This window comes from Massilia sp. GER05, assembly GCF_052056005.1.
In the GTDB taxonomy this organism is placed as follows: Bacteria; Pseudomonadota; Gammaproteobacteria; order Burkholderiales; family Burkholderiaceae_D; genus Telluria; species Telluria orientalis.
In genome coordinates, this window is record NZ_CP178858.1 from 3,536,590 (window position 1) to 3,557,089 (window position 20,500).

Genomic DNA, 20,500 nt, shown 5'->3' on the forward strand with positions numbered 1-20,500 from the left:
ACCGGGACAGCATGAACATCCGTTTGATCGAAGGGCAGGGCGTCGCCCTCGACCCCGTCCAGGACGACCGCGACCGCGTCGCCCGCAACGCCGCGCTAGCCGCGCTGTCCGGGATTCCCGCACCCGACCCGCTGGACACGGTCGGCTACAAGTCCGCCGGCCGCACGCTCGTCATCGGCACCCGCGCCGACGCGCTGCCGTGGGCCGAGCGCCTGGCTGCCGCGCTGCCCGTCACCGTGCTGCTGCTGGACGACGACGGCGGCGACACGGCGCTGCGCCTGTATCCCGTGTTCGCGGCGCGCGCGCTCGTCGTGACGGGCTGGCTCGGCGCGTTCGACGCGACGTGGCAGACGGGAGGCAGCAAGCCGGAACACGCGCGCTTCGACCTCGTGCTCGACCTCGGCGCGGCGCCGCAGATCGCGACGCACCAGCGCCCGCACGGCTATTACGCGCCGGGCCTCGATCCCGCCGCGCGCCAGGCCGCCGTCGACGAACTCGTCGGGATGGTCGGCGAATTCGAGAAGCCGAAATATTTCGCCTACAAGGAACGCCTGTGCGCGCACGGCCGCAACCGCAGGAGCGGCTGCAATGCGTGCATCGAGATCTGCTCGGCGGGCGCGATCTCGGGCGCGGGCGACCTGATCGCCGTGAACCCTTACCTGTGCGCGGGCTGCGGCGCGTGCACGACCGTCTGCCCCACGGGCGCGCTGGGCTATGCGTATCCCGGCGCGGCGCACACGGGCATGCGCATCAAGGCCGCGCTGAACGCCTACGCGCAGGCGGGCGGACGCGAGCCGGTGCTGCTCGTCCACGGCCCGGAAGGCGCGGCGCTGCTGGACGCCGTCGACGTGCCGGGACGGGTGCTGCCGATGGGCGTGCACCACACGGCATCGACCGGCATCGACATCTGGCTCGCGGCGCTCGCCTGGGGCGCGGCCGGCATCACGGTCCTCATGACGGACGCGGAGGCGCCGCAGTACGCGGCCGCGCTGGATGAGCAGATGACCATCGCGCAGACCATCATGACGGGCCTCGGCTACGCGGGCGCGCACGTGCGGCTGCTGCGCGTGACGGGGCCGGACGAGCTGGCGCGCGCGCTGCGGCACGCGCCGCGCGGCGAAGTGCCGGCGCGGCGGGCCGGCTTCAACGTGGCGGCGGACAAGCGCAACACGCTCGACTACGCGCTCGAGCACCTGCTGCGCGAGGCGCCGCAGCAGGTCGAGGAGATCGCGCTGCCGGCCGGCAGTCCGTTCGGTACGCTCGACGTCGACGCCGGCAAGTGCAGCCTGTGCATGGCGTGCGTGGGCGCGTGTCCGGCGTCGGCGCTGCAGGATGGGCAGAACGCGCCGCAGCTGCGCTTCATCGAAAAGAACTGCGTCCAGTGCGGGCTGTGTGCCGATACGTGTCCGGAAGATGCGATCCGGCTGGTGCCACGCCTGTCGTTCCGCGACACGCGCAAGCAGCCCGTGGTGCTGAACGAAACGCAGCCGTTCCACTGCATCCGTTGCAACAAGCCGTTCGGGACGCTGCGCATGGTCGAGGGCATGCTGGCGCGCCTGGCCGGACATCCCGCGTTCGCCGGTCACCTCGACCGCATGCGCATGTGCGGCGACTGCCGCGTGATCGACATGATGACGCCGACGGACGAGCAGACGATCCACCAGGCGCAGGAGCTGCGTCGGCGCTGACCGTGGCAGAATAGGCACGAGCCGCTACACGACCACCGGAACGGGCGCTCACGAGGCGCCCGTTTCGCAACCACAAGGAGACGACCGATGGCATCCCCGTACGAGCGCTTCATCCGCGCGCGCGACTTCCTGCACCAGCATCGCACCGACTACGCGACGGCCTACCGCGACTACGAGCCGCCCGAGCTCGACGAATTCAACTGGGCACTCGACTATTTCGACACGCAGGCGCAAGGCAACACGACGCCCGCGCTGTGGGTCGTGGAACAGGACGGCAGCGAGCGCAAGATCGGTTTTGCCGACATGGCGGTGCGTTCCAGCCAGGTCGCGAACTGGCTGCGCGATTGCGGCGTGCGGCGCGGCGACCGCGTGCTCCTGATGCTGCCGAACCGCGTCGAGCTGTGGGAGGTCATGCTGGCGGGGATCAAGCTGGGCGCCGTCCTCGTGCCGACGACCATGCTCGTGTCCGGCAACGACCTGCAGGACCGCCTGCAGCGGGGCCGCGTGCGCCACGTGATCGCGCAGGCGTCCGAGACGCACAAGTTCGCGGACCTCGCCGGCGATTTCACGCGCATCGCCGTCGGCGGAAGCGCCGCCGGATGGCGCGATTATGCGGACAGCGCGACGGTGGCGGCAGGCTTCGTTCCGGACGGGGTCACGCGCGCCACCGATCCGCTGCTGCTGTACTTCACGTCGGGCACGACGGCGAAGCCGAAACTCGTGCTGCACAGCCACCAGAGCTATCCGGTGGGCCACCTGTCGACGATGTACTGGATCGGGCTGCGGCCGGGCGACGTCCACTGGAACATCAGCTCGCCCGGCTGGGCCAAGCATGCGTGGAGCTGCTTCTTCGCGCCGTGGAACGCGGGCGCCACCGTGTTCGTCTACAACTACGAACGCTTTTCCGCGCGCGCCTGCCTGGACACGATCGTGCGCTGCGGCGTGACGTCGCTGTGCGCGCCGCCGACCGTGTGGCGCATGATGATCAAGGAAGACCTCGCGCAGTGGCAGCCGCCGCTGCGCGAACTGGTCGGCGCGGGCGAGCCGCTGAATCCGGAAGTCATCGAGCAGGTCGAGCGCGCGTGGGGCATCCGCATCCGCGACGGCTTCGGCCAGTCCGAGACCACGTGCCAGATCGGCAATCCGCCCGGCCAGCCCGTGAAGCCGGGCTCGATGGGCCGGCCGCTGCCGGGCTACCGCGTCGCGCTGCTCGACATCGACGACCAGCCTGCGGAGGAGGGAGAGATCTCGCTTCGCCTCGATCCGGCCCCGCTGGGCCTGATGCTGTGCTACGAGAACGACGAGACCAAGACGGCGGACGTCATGCGCGCCGGCCACTACCACACGGGCGACACGGCGCGCGTCGACGAGGACGGCTATTATTTTTACGTTGGCCGTAACGACGACGTGTTCAAGTCGTCCGACTACCGTATCAGCCCATTCGAACTGGAGAGCGTATTGATCGAGCATCCGGACGTGCTGGAAGCGGCCATCGTCCCGAGCCCCGACCCGGTGCGCCTCGCGGTGCCGAAGGCGTTCATCGCGCTGCGTCCGGGCGTGGAGCCGACGCGCGAACTGGCCGCCGCGATCTTCGCCTTCGCGCGCGACCGGCTGGCGCCGTACCAGCGCATCCGCCGCATCGCGTTCGCGGACTTGCCGAAGACGATCTCCGGCAAGATCCGCCGGGTCGAGTTGCGCCGGGCGGAGGCGGCCGGCGATCGGGCCGTGCTTGAGTTCAGGGACGACGAATTCGGCGGCTGAGCAGCCGACACGGTAAGATAAAGGCGTGCGGCAGGATTGCCGCGATCCGATCAATAATAGATCGTGTCCATCCAACCGAACGCCGATCCATGAACCCGTCCGTCCGTCCGACCACATCGAAGCAGACCGCAAGCAAGGGCGCCGCCAAGCCGGCCCGCCCGGCCTCGTACGAGGTGCGGAAATCGCCCGTGCACGGCAACGGCGTGTTCGCGCTGCGCGACATCCCGGCCGGCGAGCGCATCATCGAATACCGCGGCGAGCGCATCACGTGGGACGAAGCGACCCGCCGTGCCGCCGAACGGGGCGGCCCGGTCAATCACACGTTCTATTTCAGCCTCGCCGACGGCAACGTGATCGACGGCGGCCGGCGCGGCAACGACGCCCGCTGGATCAACCACGCGTGCGAACCCAATTGCGAAGCCTACGAAGAAGACGGCCGCGTGTACATCCACGCGCTGCGCGACATCGACGCGGGCGAGGAACTCAATTACAACTATGCGCTGATCTACGACGAGCGCCACACGCCCGCGCTGAAGCGTTTGTTCGCGTGCCGCTGCGGCACGCCGGCCTGCACGGGCACGATGCTGGCGCCCAAGAAGCGTGTGCGCAAGCAGGGGCCGCGCAAATCTGCCGGCGCCCCGACCTGAAGCATCCGGACCAGACATCGACACCACAACAACAGGAACCCCCACCCGCCCATGAAACCCGTCGTCCGCAGCCTGCTCGAAACCGATCTCTATAAATTCACCATGTGGCAGGCTTTGATGCACATGCACCCGAACGCCATCGGCGAATACGAGTTCAAGTGCCGCAACACGCCCGCCTATCCGCTGGCGGAATTGAAAGAAGAAGTCGAACGCGAGTTGGACCATCTGTGCACGCTGATGTTCACGGAGGACGAGGTCAGTTACATGAGGTCCCTGCGCTTCATCAAAAGCGACTTCGCCGACTTCCTCACCTTGTTCCGTTTCCAGCGCAAGTTCATCCACGTGGAAACGGACGGGCCGCACCTGCGCATCCGCGCCTGCGGCCCCATCGTGCACGTGATGGGCTTCGAGATCTTCGTGCTGTACATCGTCAACGAGCTGTATTTCCGCCGCTTCGACCAGCAGGCCGCCATCGAGGAGGCGCGCAAGCGGCTCGACCAGAAAATCGCCGAGTTCCGCGCCTTCGACCAGGAGCCGAAGAAGACCAACCCGTTCGAGTTCTTCGATTTCGGCGTGCGCCGCCGCTTCTCGGGCGACTGGCACGAGGAAGTCGTCGCCACGCTGGCACGCGAGCTGCCGCAGTTCTTCAAGGGCACGTCGAACGTCTACCTGGCGAAGAAGTTCAACTTGGTGCCGATCGGCACGATGGCGCACGAATACATGCAGGCGTTCCAGTCGTTCGACGTGCGCCTGCGCGATTTCCAGAAGAAGGCGCTGGAGGACTGGGTGCAGGAATACCGCGGCGACCTCGGCACGGCGCTGACGGACGTCGTCGGCATGGACGCCTTCCTGCGCGACTTCGACCTGTATTTCGCCAAGCTGTTCGACGGCCTGCGCCACGATTCCGGCGACCCGGTGGAGTGGGGCGAGAAGGCCATCGCGCACTACGCCAAGCTGCGCATCGACGCGCGCACGAAGCGCCTCGTGTTTTCGGATGCGCTCACCGTGCCCAAGGCGCTCTCCCTGTACCGCCACTTCGCCGACCGCGTGATGACGGGTTTCGGCATCGGCACCATGCTCACCAACGACACGCAGTACGACCCGCTGAACATCGTCATGAAGCTCACGCGCTGCAACGGCCAGCCGGTCGCCAAGCTGTCCGACAGCCCCGGCAAGGGATTCAGCACGGACGAGACGTTCATCGCCTATCTGCGCCAGGTGTTCGACCAGCACATCTGAACGGTTGCCGCTGTCAATTTTTTCGCGACAAAGACTTTCGTGCTTTTTTATTGCGTTGAGTCTACTATTGTTTTGATATCGCTCACATTTGCATCGAATTCCCGGGGCGTCGCTCGGCCCTGACAGCAACGCCCACCAGGAGCGCACGTTTTGATAATGTTTTGGCAAAAAAATCCGTGTCGGGAGGGGCGGTCGCGTGCCATCACAGGAGGACCGGCCGCGCGCGCCTACCGGCTGACCGGATTGTTATTGGCCGTGGCCGGACCGCCGTGCCAGGCGACGCCGCAGGGCAGCGCATTGCTCGACCTCAGTTTCGACCAGCTGGCCGATATCCGCGTTACCTCCGTGTCCAAGAACAGCGAGCGCCTGGCGGAGGCGGCGGCTTCCGTATTCGTGATCACGAGCGACGACCTGCGCCGCAGCGGCGTTGCCAGCCTGCCGGAGGCGTTGCGCCTGGCCCCGAACCTGCAAGTGGCCGAAGCAAGCGCCTACGGTTATACGATCAGCGCGCGCGGCTTCAACAGCAGTGCAGCCAACAAATTACTGGTGCTGATCGACGGCAGGTCGGTGTATACGCCGTTGTTCTCCGGCGTGTTCTGGGACGCGCAGGACGTGATGCTGGAAGATGTCGAGCGGATCGAAGTGATCAGCGGGCCGGGCGGAACCCTGTGGGGCACCAATGCGGTCAACGGCGTCATCAACATCATCACCCGTTCGTCCGCGGATACGCAGGGCGGCCTCGCCGGTGCCGGGGGCGGTAACCGCCGGGCCGATGGCGCGGTACGTTACGGAGCGAAGCTGGACAGCGGTGCGACCTACCGGATGTACGCGAAATACACGGGCCTCCGGCACACGTCGCTGGCAACCGGCGACCCCATCGACGACGGCGCCCACCATGTACAGGCCGGTTTTCGTGCCGACTGGCAGCACGGTATCGACCGGTTCACCGTCCAGGGCGACGCTTACCACGGTATCGCGGACCAGCCTTTGCCCGGCATGATCGCGATTTCCGGGATGCAGCTTGCGCTGGGCCCGATCACGCTGGCCGGCGCGAATCTCAACGCCCGCTGGGAGCGCCAGCTGGAAGCCGGGGGGCGCCTCAGCTTCCATGTGATCGAAGATCATACCGAACGCACCGTGCCGCCGACGTTCGGCGAGGTGCTCGATATCGTCGATGTCCAGTTCCAGCACAACCTGGCGCCCATCGGCATGCACGCGCCGGTGTGGGGCGCGGGCTACCGCTACAGCATCGATCGGGTCCGCAACAGCCGCTACGTCGCCTTCCTGCCGGCGGACCTGAACCAGAAATGGGCCAGCCTGTTCGTCCAGGACGAGGTGTCCCTGCGTGCCGACCTGCACCTGACCGTCGGCACCCGCCTCGAACGCAACGACTATACCGGCGTCGACATGCTGCCCAATGCCCGGCTGGCCTGGACACCGGCACCCGGGCACACCCTGTGGGGCGCGTTGTCGCGCACCGTACGCGCGCCGTCGCGCTTCGACCGCGACATCTACGTGCCGGGCGCCCCGCCGTACCTGCTCGACGGCGGATCGACGGTGAAGTCGGAGACGGCGCGGGTCGCGGAACTCGGCTATCGCGGCCAGGCCACCGCGACGCTGTCCTATTCGGTCACGGCGTTCCATGCCCGATACGACGATCTGCGCACGCAGGAGGTCGCGGCCAGCCGCACCTATGCTTACTACGCCAGCAAGATGGAGGGGAGCACCCGCGGCATCGAGATGTGGGGCACCTGGCAGGCCGCGCCGCACTGGCGCCTGAACGCGGGGATGAATGCGCTGCATGAAGGCCTGCGCCTGCAACCCGGCAGCAACGACGCCGGGGCCACCGCGACGGCCGGGCTGGACCCCGCGCATCAATGGCTGCTGCGTTCGTCGCTGGACCTGGACGGCCAGCGTTCGCTCGATTGCACGCTGCGCCATGTGGCCGCGCTGTCCGGCCCCGACGTGCCGGCCTACACGAGCGTGGACGTGCGCTATGGCTGGCGGCCGCGCCCGGCCTGGGAGTTGTCGATCGCCGCGCAGCACCTGAACGGCGGCGGGCACGCGGAATTCACCCCGGCGGCGACGCGCAGCCACTTCGGCCGCGGCGTCTATGCCAAAGTCGTCCATCGCTTCTGAACCGCCCGCGCCACGACGACCATGTTCATTTCCAGGCTCCAGCGTAAGGGCGCCGCCGGCTTGTGGGGCCGGCTGTCGGCGCTTGCATGCGTTCTCGTCGTCATGGCCGGCGCCGCGCGCGCCGATACCCAGGCGAACGGACGCTCCGACCAGGTCGTGCGTCAGATCGAGGCCGCTTATCTGTACAAGTTTGCCAGCTTTGTCGAATGGCCGCCCGAGGCGTTTGCCGGGCCCGACAGCAGCTTCACGATCGGCCTGGCCGGCTCGGATGCGCTGGCCGACGAACTCGAGGCCAGCCTGGCGGGGCGCACCGTGAACGGGCGCAAGGTGGCCGTGCGCCGCCTGCGGCGCGGCGAGGCGCCGACCGACGTGCAGATGCTGGTCGTCGGCACGCCGGATGCCCGCTGGGCGCGCGAGCTGTATGCGGCCATCAAGGACCGCCCGGTCCTGACGGTCGCCGAACCCGGTGCCGAGCCCGGCGCCGACAGCATGATCAGCTTCACCGTCGTCGACGACCGCCTGCGCTTCGAAGTGTCGCTCAGGCCGATCAAGCCGAGCCGTCTGAAGATCAGCGCACTGATGCTGAGTGCAGCTTACAAAGTGGAAAAAGGGAACCCGTGATGCTGCGCTCCTACTCCATCCGCAACAAGATGTTCGTCATCGTGTTGTCGACCACGCTGGTGGCGCTCGCCGTGGCGCTGGTCGGCAATGTGGCCGGCGACATCTGGACCTACCACCGCGGGCTCGTGACGGAAATGACGACCCAGTCGACGCTGCTCGGACGCATGACGGCGCCGGCACTGGCGTTCGACGATCCGAAGCTGGCGACCAGCAACCTGCACTTGTTCGACACCTGGCCGAACATCGAGGCCGCGGCGATTTATGACGAGCACGGCAAGCTGTTCGCGTCGTATGTGCGCCCTGGCCACGGCAAGGACCTGCCGGTGCTGCCGGAGGCGGACGGTGCGCAGGTCGACGGGGCGCGCCTGCACGTGTTCCGGCGCATCGTCGGCGAGAACGGCATCGTCGGCACCGTCTACATGCGCGCCAGCTACGATCCGACGACGACTGTTGCGGTCGACGTCGCCATCGCCGTGGTCGTCTGGGTGGTCGCGATGGCGATTGCCCTGCTGATGGTCGTGCGCATGGAGAAGCTGGTGAGCCGTCCAATATTGGCGGTCGCGGAGACGGCGCGCGACGTGGTGGCCCAGCGCGACTATTCGCGCCGCGTCGAAGCCAGCAGCAGCGACGAAGTCGGCATGATGGTGGGCGCGTTCAACGACATGCTCGGCGAGATGGAGCGCCGCACCGGCGAACTGGAGTCGTCGAACCTGGCCATCATGCGCGAAGTGGAACAGCGCGAGCGCGCCCAGCGCGAGGTCATGCGCCTCAACGTCGACCTCGAGCAGCGCGTGACGGAGCGCACCTCGGAGCTGGAACTGGCCAAGGCGGCGGCGGAGGAGGCGAACCAGGCAAAATCGTCGTTCCTGTCGAGCATGAGCCATGAATTGCGCACGCCGCTCAACGCCATCCTCGGCTTTACGCAACTGCTTGCCAACGACGCCCAGCCGAACAACGTCGAGCGCAAGAAGGAATTTACCGGCTACATCCTCAAGGCGGGAAAACACCTGCTCACGCTGATCAACGAGGTGCTCGACCTTGCCAAAGTCGAGTCCGGGGCGGTCACGCTGTCGCTCGAGGCCGTGGCGCTCGAGGAAGTCATCCAGGAGTGCCGGGCCATGATCGAACCGCTGGGCGACCAGCGCGGGTTGCGCATGACGTTTCCCGACGCGTCGGGCGTGACCGTGCTGGCCGACCGGACGCGCCTGAAGCAGATCCTGTTGAACCTGTTGTCGAACGCGATCAAATACAATCGGGCCGGTGGCGTGGTGGCGCTCGACTGTGTGCCGGACGCGGCACGGCGGGTGCGCATTTCCGTGCGCGATTCCGGGCCCGGTCTGAGCGCGGCGCAAATGGAGGAGCTGTTCCAGCCGTTCAATCGCCTGGGACAGGAAGCGGGCACCGAGGAGGGAACGGGCATCGGCCTCGTCGTCACGAAGCGCCTGGTCGAATTAATGAACGGCAGCATCGGCGTGACCAGCACGGTCGGGATCGGCAGCGTGTTCTGGATCCAGCTCGACAGTGTGGCGCCGGCCGCGTCCGGCACCGCGGACGGCGCGGCGGCGCCCCCGCCCGCGGCCGCGGCGCGGGATCCGCTTGCCGTCGGCCATGGCTACACCTTGCTGTATGTGGAGGACAATCCCGCCAACCTGAAACTGGTCGAATCGATCATCGCGCTGAGCCCGGACCTGCGCCTGCTGTCGGCGCCGGATGCCCACCTCGGCATTGCGCTGGCGCGCGCGCATACGCCCGACCTGATCCTGATGGACGTGCACCTGCCCGGCATGAGCGGCATCGACGCGCTCAAGGTCCTGCGTGCCGACCCCGCGACGGCGGACATACCGGTGATCGCCGTCAGCGCCAGCGCCATGTCGCACGACATCGCACTGGCGATGAGCAATGGTTTTTTCCGATATGTCGCCAAACCGATCGATATCGCAGAATTTTCCGCCGCGATCGACAGCGCGCTGGAAGCCAACGGCGCCGTTCGCCGTCCAACCATAGCGGAGCGAAAAGAGGTGCCATGATTTCCTTATCCGACATCCATCGTGCCCGCATCCTGATCGTCGACGACCAGGAAGCGAACGTCAAACTGCTCGGCTATATGCTCGAAGACGCGGGGTACACGTGCGTCACGCTGGCAACCGACTCGCGCACCGTGCTCGACCTGCACCGCGCGAATCGCTACGACATCATCGTGCTCGACCTGAACATGCCGCACATGAACGGCTTCCAGATCCTCGAAGGCCTGCGGCCGCTGGAAAGCGAGGGCTACCTGCCGGTGCTCGTAGTCACCGCCGAGCCCGCGCACAAGCTGCGCGCACTGGAAGCCGGCGCCCGGGATTTCGTCAGCAAGCCGTTCGACCAGGTCGAGGTGCTCACGCGCATCCGCAATATGCTCGAGGTGCGGCTGCTGTACACGGCGACACGCGAATATGGCCTGCGCCTGGCCCGCTTCGACACGGTCACGGGCCTGCCGAACCGCATGCTGATGCACGCCTCGCTCGACCAGGCGCTCGCGCAGGCGCAACGCGACGGCGAGATGGTCGCGGTGATGGCGATCGACCTGGACCGCTTCAAATACGTCAACGATACGCTCGGCCACGTCGGCGGCGACGAGTTGCTGTGCCAGTTCGCGCAGCGCCTCGGCGACTGCGTCCCCGCGCGCGCCGCCCTGGGCCGTGTCGGGGGCAACCAGTTCGGATTGGTACTGGCGGGACCGCAAATGCAGCATGACGTGCTGCAGATCGACCAGCGCATCAGGGCGGCCCTGCAGCGGCCCTTCGCCCTCGAGACGCAGCACTTCACGATGACCGCGAGCATCGGCGTCGCGCTTTATCCGGCCGACGCCACCGATGCGGCGACCCTGCTCAAATATGCCGATACGGCGTTGCACCAGGCCAGGGCCGAGGATCGGGGACGATGCCACTTCTTCACCGACGAAATGAACGTCCAGGCGCGGCGCCGGCTGACGATCGAGAACGCACTGCGCGCGGCCATCGGCAACCATGAGTTCGAGCTCCATTACCAGCCGAAGGCCGGGATCAATACCGGCCGCATCACGGGGGCCGAGGCCCTGCTGCGCTGGAATCGTCCGGGGCACGGCCTGATATCGCCGGGAGAGTTCATTCCCGTGCTCGAGGAAACCGGCCTGATCGTCGAGGTCGGCCGCTGGGTGATCGACGCCGCATGCCGGCAGATTGCAGCGTGGACGGGCGTGATGTCGGCGCCGATGCATATCGCCGTCAACGTCTCGGGCCGCCAGTTCGCGGGCGGCGGCCTGGAGATGGCCGTGCTGGAGGCGATCGACGCGCATGGCATCGACGCCGGCATGCTGGAGCTCGAAGTGACCGAAAGCGCGCTGGTCGACAATGTGGAATGCGCGGTCGCCACCCTCCAGCGTCTGCGGGCGCGCGGCGTGCGCGTGTCGATCGACGACTTCGGCACCGGTTATTCCAGCCTGGCCTATCTGAAACGGCTGCCGCTCGATGCCCTGAAAATCGACATCGCGTTCATCCGCGAGGTCACGACCAATCCGGACGATGCGGCCATCACGGAGGCCATCATCGGCATGGCGCACAGCCTGAAGCTCGACGTGATTGCCGAGGGCGTGGAAACGGTGGCCCAGCTGTCCCTGCTCAGGCGCTATCGCTGCGACCAGATGCAGGGTTTCTACTTCAGCCGCGCGGTGCCGGCGCAGCAGTTCGAGGCGATGCTCCGTCAAGGCGCGGCCCTGGCGCTGCCGCAGGACCTGGCGGCGGCACCGCCGCGTACCCTGCTCATCATCGACGACGAGCCGAGCGTGCTCGCGTCGCTCAACCGCCTGCTGCGCCGCGACGGTTATCGCATCCTGACGGCATCGGGCGCGGCGGAGGGATTCGAGATGCTGGCGCTCCATCCCGTTCACGTCATCCTGTGCGACCAGCGCATGAGAGGGACGAGCGGCACCGAGTTCCTCGGCAAAGTGAAGGAGATGTATCCCGACACGTTCCGGATCGCGTTGTCGGGGTACCCCGACCTCGACACCATCATGGACGCGGTCAATCTCGGGGCGCTGTATCGCTTCTTTACGAAACCATGGGACGACGAGGTGCTGCGCGGCAGCATACGCGCCGCGTTCCGGCACTACTGGCAATTGCACGGCATGGAGCCGGACAATGGCCGGCCGGCGCCGCCGTAAGAGGCCTCAGGCGCGCGCCGTGCCGGGCGGGCCCGCGGCCGCATCCGCGTCGTCCGCCCCCAGCGCCCGCCGCAGGTCGTCCAGGCTGGCCGGCTTGGTGAGATGCAGGTCGAACGCGGCCCCATCCGGCGGCGCGTGCGCGGCCGCGCCGGCCTGGCGGCCGTAGCCCGTGAGCGCCGTCAGCCGCAGCGGTGTCACGGCCGCGCGGCGCATGGCGGCGGCGAGGGCGTAGCCGTCCATGTCGGGGAGGCCGATGTCCAGGATCGCGGCGTCCGGCGGCCAGGCCGTCTGCACGTCCAGCGCCGCGTTCGCCGTGTGCGCCGTTTTCACTTCGTGGCCCAGTTCGCGCAGGATCGCGGCCGTGAGGGCGGCGGCGTCCTCGTTGTCGTCCACGACCAGGACGCGCAGCGGCCGGCTCGGCGCGCGGATGGGAGCGGGCGCCGTGAGGGACGGCGGCGCGCCGGGCGGCAGCACGATCTCGAAGCGGCTGCCAAGGCCGGGCCCGTCGCTGTGCGCGCGCACGCGGCCGCCGTGCAGCTCGACGATGCGCTGCACGATGGCGAGACCGAGTCCCAGGCCGCCGTGGTGCGCCAGCGGTTGCGGCGCCTGGTAGAACGGTTCGAACACGCGCTGCGCCAGCGCGGTATCCATGCCCACGCCATTGTCGGCGACGACGAGGCGGGCCGCGCCGCCCGCGCGCTCGAGGACGACCTGCGTGTCCGTGCTGCCGAAGCGGGCCGCGTTCGACAACAGGTTGCCAAGCACCTGCGCAAGACGGTGCTCGTCGCCGGCGACCCACAGCGCCGCCGGGGCCTGCAGGCGGAGCGGCTGGTCGGGCCGGGCGGCGACGGCGTGGCGCACGACGGCCGCCAGGTCCACGGGGGCGACGTCGATGCGCAGCTTGCCGGACGCGATGCGCGACACGTCGAGCAGGTCGTCGACGAGGTGTTTCAGGTGCGCGACCTGGCGCCGCATGATGCCGCGCTCGCGGCGCGAGGCGGCGTCGTCGCGCAGGTCCATCAGGTCGAGCGCGCTGGCGATGGGGGCCAGCGGATTGCGCAGTTCGTGGCCCAGCACGGCGAGGAATTCGTCCTTGGCGCGGCCGGCCTGGCGCGCCAGTTCCAGCGCGTCCTCGCGGTCCCGCTCGTGCGCCGCGCGGCGTGCGCCCGCGGCCCGCAGCGCCGCGCCCATCGCGTCGATTTCCTGGATGCGCGACGAGGGCACCACCGGGTCGGTGCCGGCGCCTAGGGCGGCGGCGCCCGCCGCGAGCGTCGCGATGCGGCGCACGATGCGGCGCGCCAGCAGCGTCGCGAGACCGATGCTGAGCGCGAGCGACAGCGCGATGCCGGCCCCGTACCACGCAAAGCCCGCCCCGCCGGCCCAGCCCGCGGGCGGCGCGCCGACGGCGACCGTCCAGCCGTAGCGCGACAGCCGCGTATAGGCCGTCGTGACGGCACTGCCTTCGAGCGTGACGGTGGCGCCGGCGCCTTCCGGGCCGTTCAGCCGGATCAGCCGCGCCAGGCTCGGGCTGGGTGGCCCGCCGGCGTGGTCGCCCTGGCCGCGCGAACGGGCGACGATCGCGCCGTCGCCGTCCAGCACCGAAATCACCGAGCCGGCCGGCACCTGCTGGCGCGCGAGCGCGCGCATGATGCGGTCGGGCTGGACGACGGCCGTCAGCACGTACGGATGGCCGGCGGCGTCGCTGACGGGAAAGCGCACGGGGACGGCGGCCCGCCCGCCCTTGCCGTGCGCGACGTGGCCGATGACCGGGCGGCGCAGCAGCAGCGCCTGGCGCAGGCTGGACGGATCGGCGACGGGTTGCGGCGGCGCGTCGAAGGGCGCGGTCGTGCGGAAGACCATGTTGCCGTTGCCGTCGGCCAGGATCACGCCCAGCCATTCCGGCTGCGCCCGGGCCTGGTCGCGCGCGATGGGGTAGAAGGCCCGCACGTTGCCGTCGCCGAGCGCAGGCGTGCGCGCGATGCTGGCGAGGGTGGCGACGGTGCCGTCCAGTTCCGCGTCGACGGTGCTCGACAGCGCGCGTGCGAGGTCCAGCAGCGCCCGTTCCTGTTCGCTCTGGTGGTACTCGGCGGCGAGATGCACGCTCCAGGCGCCCAGCGCGGCCAGCGGGAGCAGGCCGGTCGCCGTCAGCAGGATCAGCAGGTGGCGAAGCGACAGAGTGGGCCCGCGGTGAGCGCGCATGGTGATTCCGGCATTCAAAGTGGATCATTATACGGCCCCGTTCGCTTGCACATCCGGCATCGCCGCCTATGCTGCAAGAACGGCGCGGGCGGTTGGCGGCCGCCACCTGCCGGGTTCGCCGGGCGGAGGCAGCGATGACGCAAATGAAACCTGAAGTGCTGGACGGTCTGAAGGCCGCCCTGCGGGGACCCGTGCTGCAGCCGGGCGACCCGGACTACGATGGCGCGCGGCAGATCTGGAACGCGATGATCGACCGCCGGCCGGCGTTGATCGCGCGCTGCGCCGGCACGGCCGACGTGTGCACGGCCGTCGCGTTCGCGCGCGACCACGGCCTGCCGCTGGCCGTGCGCGGCGGCGGCCACAACATCGCCGGCAATGCGATCTGCGACGACGGGCTCGTGATCGACCTGGCGGGGATGCGCAGTGTCCACGTCGACCCGGACGCCTGCCTCGCGTACGTCGACGGCGGCGCGCTGCTGGCCGACGTCGACCACGAGACGCAGGCCTGCGGCCTCGCCGTCCCGCTCGGCATCAACTCGACGACGGGCGCGGCTGGCCTGACATTGGGCGGCGGCTTCGGCTGGCTGTCGCGCATGCTGGGGCTCACGGTGGACAGCCTCGTGGGCGCCGAGATCGTCACGGCGGACGCGCGCCGGCGCCACGTCGGTCCGCGCCAGGAGCCGGATCTGTTCTGGGCGATCCGCGGCGGGGGCGGCAACTTCGGCGTGGTCACGCGCTTCGAATTCGCGCTGCACGCCGTCGGGCCGCTCGTCACGGCCGGCCTGGTCGTGTTCCCGGCCGCGCAGGGACAAGCGGTGCTGCGCCGCTACCGCGACTACGTGGACACGCTGCCGAACGACGTCTCGATCTGGGCCGTATTACGCAAGGCGCCGCCGTTGCCGTTCCTGCCGCAGGCCGTGCATGGCCAGGACATCGTCGCGCTGGCGGTGTTCTCGCCACGCCCGCCGGAGGAAGCGGAGCCGGCGCTGGCTCCCGTGCGGTCGTTCGGCGACGTGCTGGGCGAACACGTGGGCGCCGTGCCGTACGCGGCGTGGCAGAAGACGTTCGACCCGCTGCTGGCGCCGGGCGCGCGCAATTACTGGAAGTCGCACAACTTCACCACGTTGTCCGACGAGGCCGTCGACCTCGTGCTGCGCTACGCCGCCGCGGTGCCGACGCCGCAGTGCGAGATCTTCCTGGGCCTCATCGGCGGCCGCGCGAACGAACCGGCCGTCGATGCCACCGCGTACCCGCACCGCAATGTGATGTACGCGATGAACGTGCACGGGCGCTGGCTCGATGCCGCCGACGACGCGCGCTGCGTGGCCTGGGCACGGGAGTTCTTCGGGGCCGTGGCGCCGTATGCGGCTGGCAGCGTGTACATCAATTTCCTGACGCAGGACGAGGGGGCGCGCATCCACGAGGCGTACGGCACGAACTGGGACCGGCTCGTGCAGGTGAAACGGCGCTACGATCCGGACAACCTGTTCCGCTTCAATCACAACATCGCACCGGCCGGGTAGGGTGGGCACGACGTGCCCACGCGGACGTGTGCATGACGCCGGCGTGCGCGTGGGCTCGGGGAGCCCACTCTACCGTTCAACAGCGCGTATCGGTAATGACAGCGCCAGCGCGACCGCCGCCTCGGCATGCAGCCCCGTCGTGTCGTACAGTGGCACGGGGCAGTCCTCGGGCCCGACGAGCAGCATGATTTCGGTGCAGCCGAGGATGATCGCTTCCGCGCCGGCCGCGACCAGGCGCCGGATCACGCCGCGGTAGGCTTCGCGCGATGCCGCTTCGACGCGTCCCTGCACAAGTTCTTCGTAGATGATGCGATGGACCGTGGCGCGATCGTCCGCATCGGGCACGAGCACGTCCAGGCCGTGCCTGTCGGCCAGCCGGCCTTTATAAAAATCCTGTTCCATCGTGAAGGCGGTGCCCAGCAGGCCGATGCGCTTGTAGCCTGCGGCCTTGATGCGCGCGGCGGTCGGGTCGGCGATGTGCAGCAGGGGCAGGTCGACGGCGGCCTCGATCTGCGGCGCCGCCTTGTGCATCGTGTTCGTGCAGATGACGAGGAAATCGGCGCCGCCGCGCTGCAGCCGCTGCGCCGCCTCGACCATCAGCCGCGCCGCATCGTCCCAGCGGTCTTCGCGCTGCAGGACGGCGATGTCGTCGAAGTCGAACGACCACATGAGGCAGCGCGCCGAATGCAGGCCGCCGAGACGGTCGCGCACGCCCTCGTTGATGAGGCGATAGTATTCGGCCGAGCTTTTCCAGCTCATCCCGCCCAGCATCCCGATGATCTTCTGCGTCATGCGTATCCCCTGTCGGTGTGTAGCCGTCGAGTATAAGCGGTTGTGCGCCCGCGCACGGACGGCGCGTCAGCGGATCACGTCCAGCGCCGCGAATTCCCGCACCGCGAAGTCGACGAACGCGCGCAGCCGCGGCGCCATGTGGCGGCTGCTGGGCATGACGAGGTGCACGGGCGCCGGTTCCGGCTCGTAGTCCACGAGCAGGCGGCGCAGCACGCCGGCCCGCAAATCCGGCTCGACCTGGTACGACAGCGCCCGTGCGATGCCGAAGCCGTCGCGCGCGGCCGCCAGCATGGCTTCCGTGTCGTTCATGCGCAGGCGCGGGCTGTAGCGCACCACGTGCTCGCGGCCGTCCGCGCGGAAGCGCCATTCGGCCACGCTGCGTACGGCCGTCGACATGATCAATTCGTGGCCAGCGAGGTCGGCCGGCACCGCCGGCGTGCCGCGCCGGTCGAGGTAGGCGGGGCTCGCGACCGTCACGCGCCGCACCTCGCCCAGCCGGCGCGCGACGAGGCTCAGGTTGGCCAGCGCGCCGATGCGCAGCGCGGCGTCGATGCCTTCCTCGATCAGGTCCACGTTGCGGTCGGACAGCGTCAGGTCGACCTGGATGTCCGGATGCAGCGCGAGGAAGCGCGTGACGACGGGCGCCACGTGGCGGCGGCCGAACACGGTGGGCGCCGTGAGCCGCAGCAGGCCGCGCGGCGTGCCGGCGCCGGGCGGCTGCAGCGCGGCGTCGTAGTCGGCCAGCAGGCGGCGCGCCTGTTCCGCGAGGCGCAGGCCCGTTTCCGTCGGCGTGAGGCGGCGCGTGCTGCGTTCGAACAGCCGGGCGCCGGCGCGGCTTTCCAGGATCCCCAGGATGCGCGTGACGGCCGCCGGCGAGCGGCCCACCTTGCGCGCGGCGGACGCCATGCTGCCCGCGTCGAGGATGGCGAGGAACACGTGCAGCTCGTCGAGTCGGTCCATGATTATTGCAAAAGTCGGAATGCTGAATTGTCATTATGCCGGATTCCGGCGTGAATGGTCCGGCGCTACGATGCAGGAACCGACAACGACCAGAGACATGACCATGACCCGCATCCTCCACGGCACCCCCCTGTCCGGCCACACGCACCGCGCCCGGCTGTTCCTGCACCTGCTCGACCTGACCTACGACTTCGCCGACAGCCCGGCCGACGTGCGCAAGTCGCCCGCGTTCCGCGCGCTGAATCCTCTGGGCCAGATCCCGGTGCTGCAGGATGGCGACGTGGTGCTGGCCGACAGCAACGCCATCCTCGTCTACCTCGCGAAGCGCTACGCGCCGGGCAGCGCCTGGCTGCCGGAAGACCCTGTCGGCGCCGCCCGCGTGCAGCGCTGGCTGTCGCAGGCGGCGGGCGAGATCATGTTCGGCCCGGCCGCCGCGCGCGTGTCGGCCCGGTTCTACGACACCGGCGTGCCGGCGCCGCTGTCGCAGGCGCTGGCCGCCCGCGTGCTGGGCCTGATGGAAGGCGAGCTGGCCGCGCGCGAGTGGCTCGCCGGCACCGCGCCCACGATCGCGGACGTCGCTTGCTACAGCTATATCGCGCACGCACCGGAAGGCGGCATCGCGCTCGATCCGTACCCGCGGGTGCGCGCGTGGATCGCCCGCGTGGAGGCGCTGCCGGGCTTCGTCGCGATGCCGGGGGAGTGAGGCGATCATGGATGGCGACCGTATCCCGATGCCGTTCCACAAAGGCGAGTTGATTGCGCAGGCGCTGGCCGGCGTCGACCCGTTCAACGCGCCGATCCGCAACCGCATGCCGGACCAGCACCGGACCTTTTTTCCGCTGCTGCCGTTCGTGGCCCTGGCCGTCGCGGACGACGAAGGCTGGCCGCTGGCGACCCTCGTGCAGGGGCCGCCGGGCTTCGCCAGCTCGCCCGATCCGGCGCGCCTCGACGTGGCCGCGCTGCCATCGCCCGACGATCCCGTGCGTGCGCGGCTGGTGGCCGGCTCGAAGGTCGGCATGCTCGGCATCGACCTGGCCACGCGCCGGCGCAACCGGCTGAACGGCGTCGTCGCGGTACGCGGAGAGGCCGGATTCGCGGTCGACGTCGCGCAATCGTTCGGCAACTGCCCGCGCTACATCCACGTGCGCGCGCTGCAGCCGGTCGAGCGCACGGCCGGCCCGGTGACGGCATTCGATGCCGGCCTGCCGGCACGGGCGCGCGCGATGCTGGCGGCGACGCCCACGCTGTTCGTGGCCAGCGCCAGCGGCGCCGATGCGCAGGACGGTGCCGCGGGCCTGGACGTTTCGCACCGGGGCGGCCCGGCCGGCTTCGCGCGGCTGGATGGCGACGTGCTCGTTGTGCCCGATTACGCGGGCAACCGCTACTTCAACACGCTCGGCAATTTTCTGGTGGAGCCGCGCGCGGCGATCGTGGTGGCCGACTTCGCGACCGGCGACGTGCTGCAGCTGCAGGGTGTCGTCGAGGTGGACTGGGAGGCGGCCGAGCCGCAGCGCGTGCCGCCCGTGGAGCGGACGTGGCGGTTCCGGATCGTGCGCGGGTGGTTGCGGGATGGCGCGATAGGGCTGGCCGATAGCCCTTGAACGTCGTTCCCGCGGAGGCGGGAACCCAAGCTCTGCGAGCGTCATCGCAACGCGTGCATCATTGGGCCCCCGCCTGCGCGGGGGCGACGTGGTTACGTGGCGGACCCGGTCAATTTCCACAACTGCGTCGGCAACGCCGCCGGCGCCTCCGGCTTGAAGAACGCCGAGTCCTGGATGTGCGACGTGGTCACGTAGATCGTCCCGTCCGGTCCCTGGCCGAACGTATCCGGCCAGCGCAGCCGCTCGTCCTGCACGACGATGCGCGCCGGCGCCGACGGGCCTTCGGACAGGTCGCGCACCTTGATCGCATCGTCCTGCACGGACGTCAGGTACATGAGCTCGGTGCCGCGCGCGATGAGGAGGCCGTCGTTGACGCCGTTCTTCCCGTATGGTTCGACCTGTGCGCCGACGTCCACGCCCCGGAACCCCGGACCGGTGAGGGCGGCCGTCGGGATGCGATACAGCTCGTCGCCCTTGATCGCCTGCCAGTACAGGTACTTGCCGTCGCCGGACAGCTCGATGCCGTCCGCCGAGAATTCCACGCCGCGGCCGTCCGGGCGGCGCAGGACCTTGCCGTCGGCCGTCACGTCCAGGCCCTTCTTCATCTGCGTGGACGGGTGGCCGTCCAGCACGCGCGCCGCCTTGCCGGACGCGATGTCGACGACGAGCAGCGCGCCCCGCACGCCGGAATCGGTGATGTACGCGACCTTGCCGTCGTTCGAGAAGCGCACGTCGTTCAGGTACGAGCCTTGCGGCGCGGCTTCCTCGTCGAAGGCGATCGTCTGCGTCACCTCGTCGGTCGCGAGGTCGATGCGCACGAGCTTCGCGCCGCCGGCCACCAGGTGCGCCTGCGCCGGCGCGGCCGGGTCGAGCACCCACAGGCTGCCGCGCTGGTCGGCGACGACGCTCTGCACGCACACCCAGTGGTCGTGCGGCGTCACCTCGTCCTTGTTCGCGTTGCGCCAGCCGTTCCAGCCTTCGTCCGGGTACGGGCGCAGCCGGCCATCCTTCAATTCGGCGACGGACACCGCGGTGTCCTCGGTCCAGCGCGGGAAATTGACGAAGATGCGGCCGTCCTCGGCGACGGTGACCCCCGTCACCTGGTGGCCGAAACCGGCGACGAGTTCGATGCTGCTCATGGGGTTCCTTT

Annotated in this window: 15 protein-coding genes; 11 read left to right on the forward strand and 4 right to left on the reverse strand. The window is 69.2% G+C overall.

Annotated elements, in window-relative coordinates; genetic code table 11:
• Positions 1-11 precede the first annotated feature (11 nt).
• From ACL58G_RS15945 to ACL58G_RS15980, 8 genes are all read left to right on the forward strand, one after another.
• Positions 12-1,688 carry a 4Fe-4S binding protein gene (locus ACL58G_RS15945; RefSeq protein WP_440967826.1) on the forward strand — a complete coding sequence of 559 codons (1,677 nt, stop codon included), beginning with the start codon at positions 12-14 and terminating at the stop codon, positions 1,686-1,688.
• A gap of 87 nt (positions 1,689-1,775) precedes the next feature.
• A complete protein-coding gene (locus tag ACL58G_RS15950; RefSeq protein ID WP_440967827.1) occupies positions 1,776-3,449 on the forward strand; it encodes an AMP-binding protein in 1,674 nt (557 codons plus the stop codon).
• Positions 3,450-3,538: 89 nt separating this feature from the next.
• On the forward strand, positions 3,539-4,096 hold the full coding sequence (locus ACL58G_RS15955) for an SET domain-containing protein (protein ID WP_440967829.1): 558 nt from the start codon (positions 3,539-3,541) through the stop codon (positions 4,094-4,096).
• 51 nt (positions 4,097-4,147) lie between these two features.
• Complete coding sequence (gene pncB / locus ACL58G_RS15960; RefSeq protein WP_440967831.1) at positions 4,148-5,335, forward strand: nicotinate phosphoribosyltransferase; 1,188 nt, start codon at positions 4,148-4,150, stop codon at positions 5,333-5,335.
• 156 nt (positions 5,336-5,491) lie between these two features.
• Positions 5,492-7,474 carry a TonB-dependent receptor plug domain-containing protein gene (locus ACL58G_RS15965; protein WP_440967832.1) on the forward strand — a complete coding sequence of 661 codons (1,983 nt, stop codon included), beginning with the start codon at positions 5,492-5,494 and terminating at the stop codon, positions 7,472-7,474.
• A 21-nt stretch (positions 7,475-7,495) separates the two neighbouring features.
• On the forward strand, positions 7,496-8,095 hold the full coding sequence (locus ACL58G_RS15970) for a YfiR family protein (RefSeq protein WP_413385085.1): 600 nt from the start codon (positions 7,496-7,498) through the stop codon (positions 8,093-8,095).
• Positions 8,095-10,122 (forward strand): ATP-binding protein, encoded by a 2,028-nt coding sequence (locus ACL58G_RS15975; protein WP_440967835.1) that lies wholly within the window; start codon positions 8,095-8,097, stop codon positions 10,120-10,122. Before ACL58G_RS15970 ends, ACL58G_RS15975 begins: the two co-directional genes overlap by 1 nt.
• Positions 10,119-12,275, forward strand: coding sequence for an EAL domain-containing protein (locus ACL58G_RS15980; RefSeq protein ID WP_440967837.1), 2,157 nt, complete (start codon positions 10,119-10,121; stop codon positions 12,273-12,275). Before ACL58G_RS15975 ends, ACL58G_RS15980 begins: the two co-directional genes overlap by 4 nt.
• A gap of 6 nt (positions 12,276-12,281) precedes the next feature.
• Here the strand turns inward: ACL58G_RS15980 and ACL58G_RS15985 are convergent, their stop codons facing one another.
• Positions 12,282-14,474, reverse strand: a complete 2,193-nt coding sequence (locus ACL58G_RS15985; RefSeq protein ID WP_440967838.1) for a hybrid sensor histidine kinase/response regulator — start codon at positions 14,472-14,474, stop codon at positions 12,282-12,284.
• Positions 14,475-14,608: 134 nt separating this feature from the next.
• On the opposite strand from ACL58G_RS15985, the gene ACL58G_RS15990 reads away from it, so the two are divergent.
• Positions 14,609-15,997, forward strand: a complete 1,389-nt coding sequence (locus ACL58G_RS15990; RefSeq protein WP_440967840.1) for an FAD-binding oxidoreductase — start codon at positions 14,609-14,611, stop codon at positions 15,995-15,997.
• A gap of 69 nt (positions 15,998-16,066) precedes the next feature.
• Here the strand turns inward: ACL58G_RS15990 and ACL58G_RS15995 are convergent, their stop codons facing one another.
• Positions 16,067-16,789 carry an aspartate/glutamate racemase family protein gene (locus tag ACL58G_RS15995; protein WP_440967842.1) on the reverse strand — a complete coding sequence of 241 codons (723 nt, stop codon included), beginning with the start codon at positions 16,787-16,789 and terminating at the stop codon, positions 16,067-16,069.
• 66 nt (positions 16,790-16,855) lie between these two features.
• Positions 16,856-17,749 (reverse strand): LysR family transcriptional regulator, encoded by an 894-nt coding sequence (locus ACL58G_RS16000; protein WP_440967844.1) that lies wholly within the window; start codon positions 17,747-17,749, stop codon positions 16,856-16,858.
• 103 nt (positions 17,750-17,852) lie between these two features.
• Between ACL58G_RS16000 and ACL58G_RS16005 the strand changes: the two genes are divergently transcribed.
• Together ACL58G_RS16005 and ACL58G_RS16010 are read left to right on the forward strand one after the other, a co-directional pair.
• Positions 17,853-18,452, forward strand: coding sequence for a glutathione S-transferase family protein (locus ACL58G_RS16005; RefSeq protein WP_413385095.1), 600 nt, complete (start codon positions 17,853-17,855; stop codon positions 18,450-18,452).
• A 7-nt stretch (positions 18,453-18,459) separates the two neighbouring features.
• Positions 18,460-19,350: a pyridoxamine 5'-phosphate oxidase family protein gene (locus ACL58G_RS16010; protein WP_440967846.1), complete on the forward strand. Its 891-nt coding sequence runs from the start codon at positions 18,460-18,462 to the stop codon at positions 19,348-19,350.
• Between the two features lie 92 nt (positions 19,351-19,442).
• Here ACL58G_RS16010 and ACL58G_RS16015 read toward each other — a convergent pair whose 3' ends face one another.
• Positions 19,443-20,489, reverse strand: a complete 1,047-nt coding sequence (locus tag ACL58G_RS16015; protein ID WP_440967848.1) for an L-dopachrome tautomerase-related protein — start codon at positions 20,487-20,489, stop codon at positions 19,443-19,445.
• Between the last annotated feature and the right edge of the window lie 11 nt (positions 20,490-20,500).

Bases quoted from the DNA above. Each gene is read 5' to 3' on its own strand.
- ACL58G_RS15945 (WP_440967826.1), top strand. From the start codon at position 12: ATGAACATCCGTTTGATCGAAGGGCAGGGCGTCGCCCTCGACCCCGTC.
- ACL58G_RS15950 (WP_440967827.1), top strand. From the start codon at position 1,776: ATGGCATCCCCGTACGAGCGCTTCATCCGCGCGCGCGACTTCCTGCAC.
- ACL58G_RS15955 (WP_440967829.1), top strand. From the start codon at position 3,539: ATGAACCCGTCCGTCCGTCCGACCACATCGAAGCAGACCGCAAGCAAG.
- pncB (WP_440967831.1), top strand. From the start codon at position 4,148: ATGAAACCCGTCGTCCGCAGCCTGCTCGAAACCGATCTCTATAAATTC.
- ACL58G_RS15965 (WP_440967832.1), top strand. From the start codon at position 5,492: ATGTTTTGGCAAAAAAATCCGTGTCGGGAGGGGCGGTCGCGTGCCATC.
- ACL58G_RS15970 (WP_413385085.1), top strand. From the start codon at position 7,496: ATGTTCATTTCCAGGCTCCAGCGTAAGGGCGCCGCCGGCTTGTGGGGC.
- ACL58G_RS15975 (WP_440967835.1), top strand. From the start codon at position 8,095: ATGCTGCGCTCCTACTCCATCCGCAACAAGATGTTCGTCATCGTGTTG.
- ACL58G_RS15980 (WP_440967837.1), top strand. From the start codon at position 10,119: ATGATTTCCTTATCCGACATCCATCGTGCCCGCATCCTGATCGTCGAC.
- ACL58G_RS15985 (WP_440967838.1), bottom strand. From the start codon at position 14,474: ATGCGCGCTCACCGCGGGCCCACTCTGTCGCTTCGCCACCTGCTGATC.
- ACL58G_RS15990 (WP_440967840.1), top strand. From the start codon at position 14,609: ATGACGCAAATGAAACCTGAAGTGCTGGACGGTCTGAAGGCCGCCCTG.
- ACL58G_RS15995 (WP_440967842.1), bottom strand. From the start codon at position 16,789: ATGACGCAGAAGATCATCGGGATGCTGGGCGGGATGAGCTGGAAAAGC.
- ACL58G_RS16000 (WP_440967844.1), bottom strand. From the start codon at position 17,749: ATGGACCGACTCGACGAGCTGCACGTGTTCCTCGCCATCCTCGACGCG.
- ACL58G_RS16005 (WP_413385095.1), top strand. From the start codon at position 17,853: ATGACCCGCATCCTCCACGGCACCCCCCTGTCCGGCCACACGCACCGC.
- ACL58G_RS16010 (WP_440967846.1), top strand. From the start codon at position 18,460: ATGGATGGCGACCGTATCCCGATGCCGTTCCACAAAGGCGAGTTGATT.
- ACL58G_RS16015 (WP_440967848.1), bottom strand. From the start codon at position 20,489: ATGAGCAGCATCGAACTCGTCGCCGGTTTCGGCCACCAGGTGACGGGG.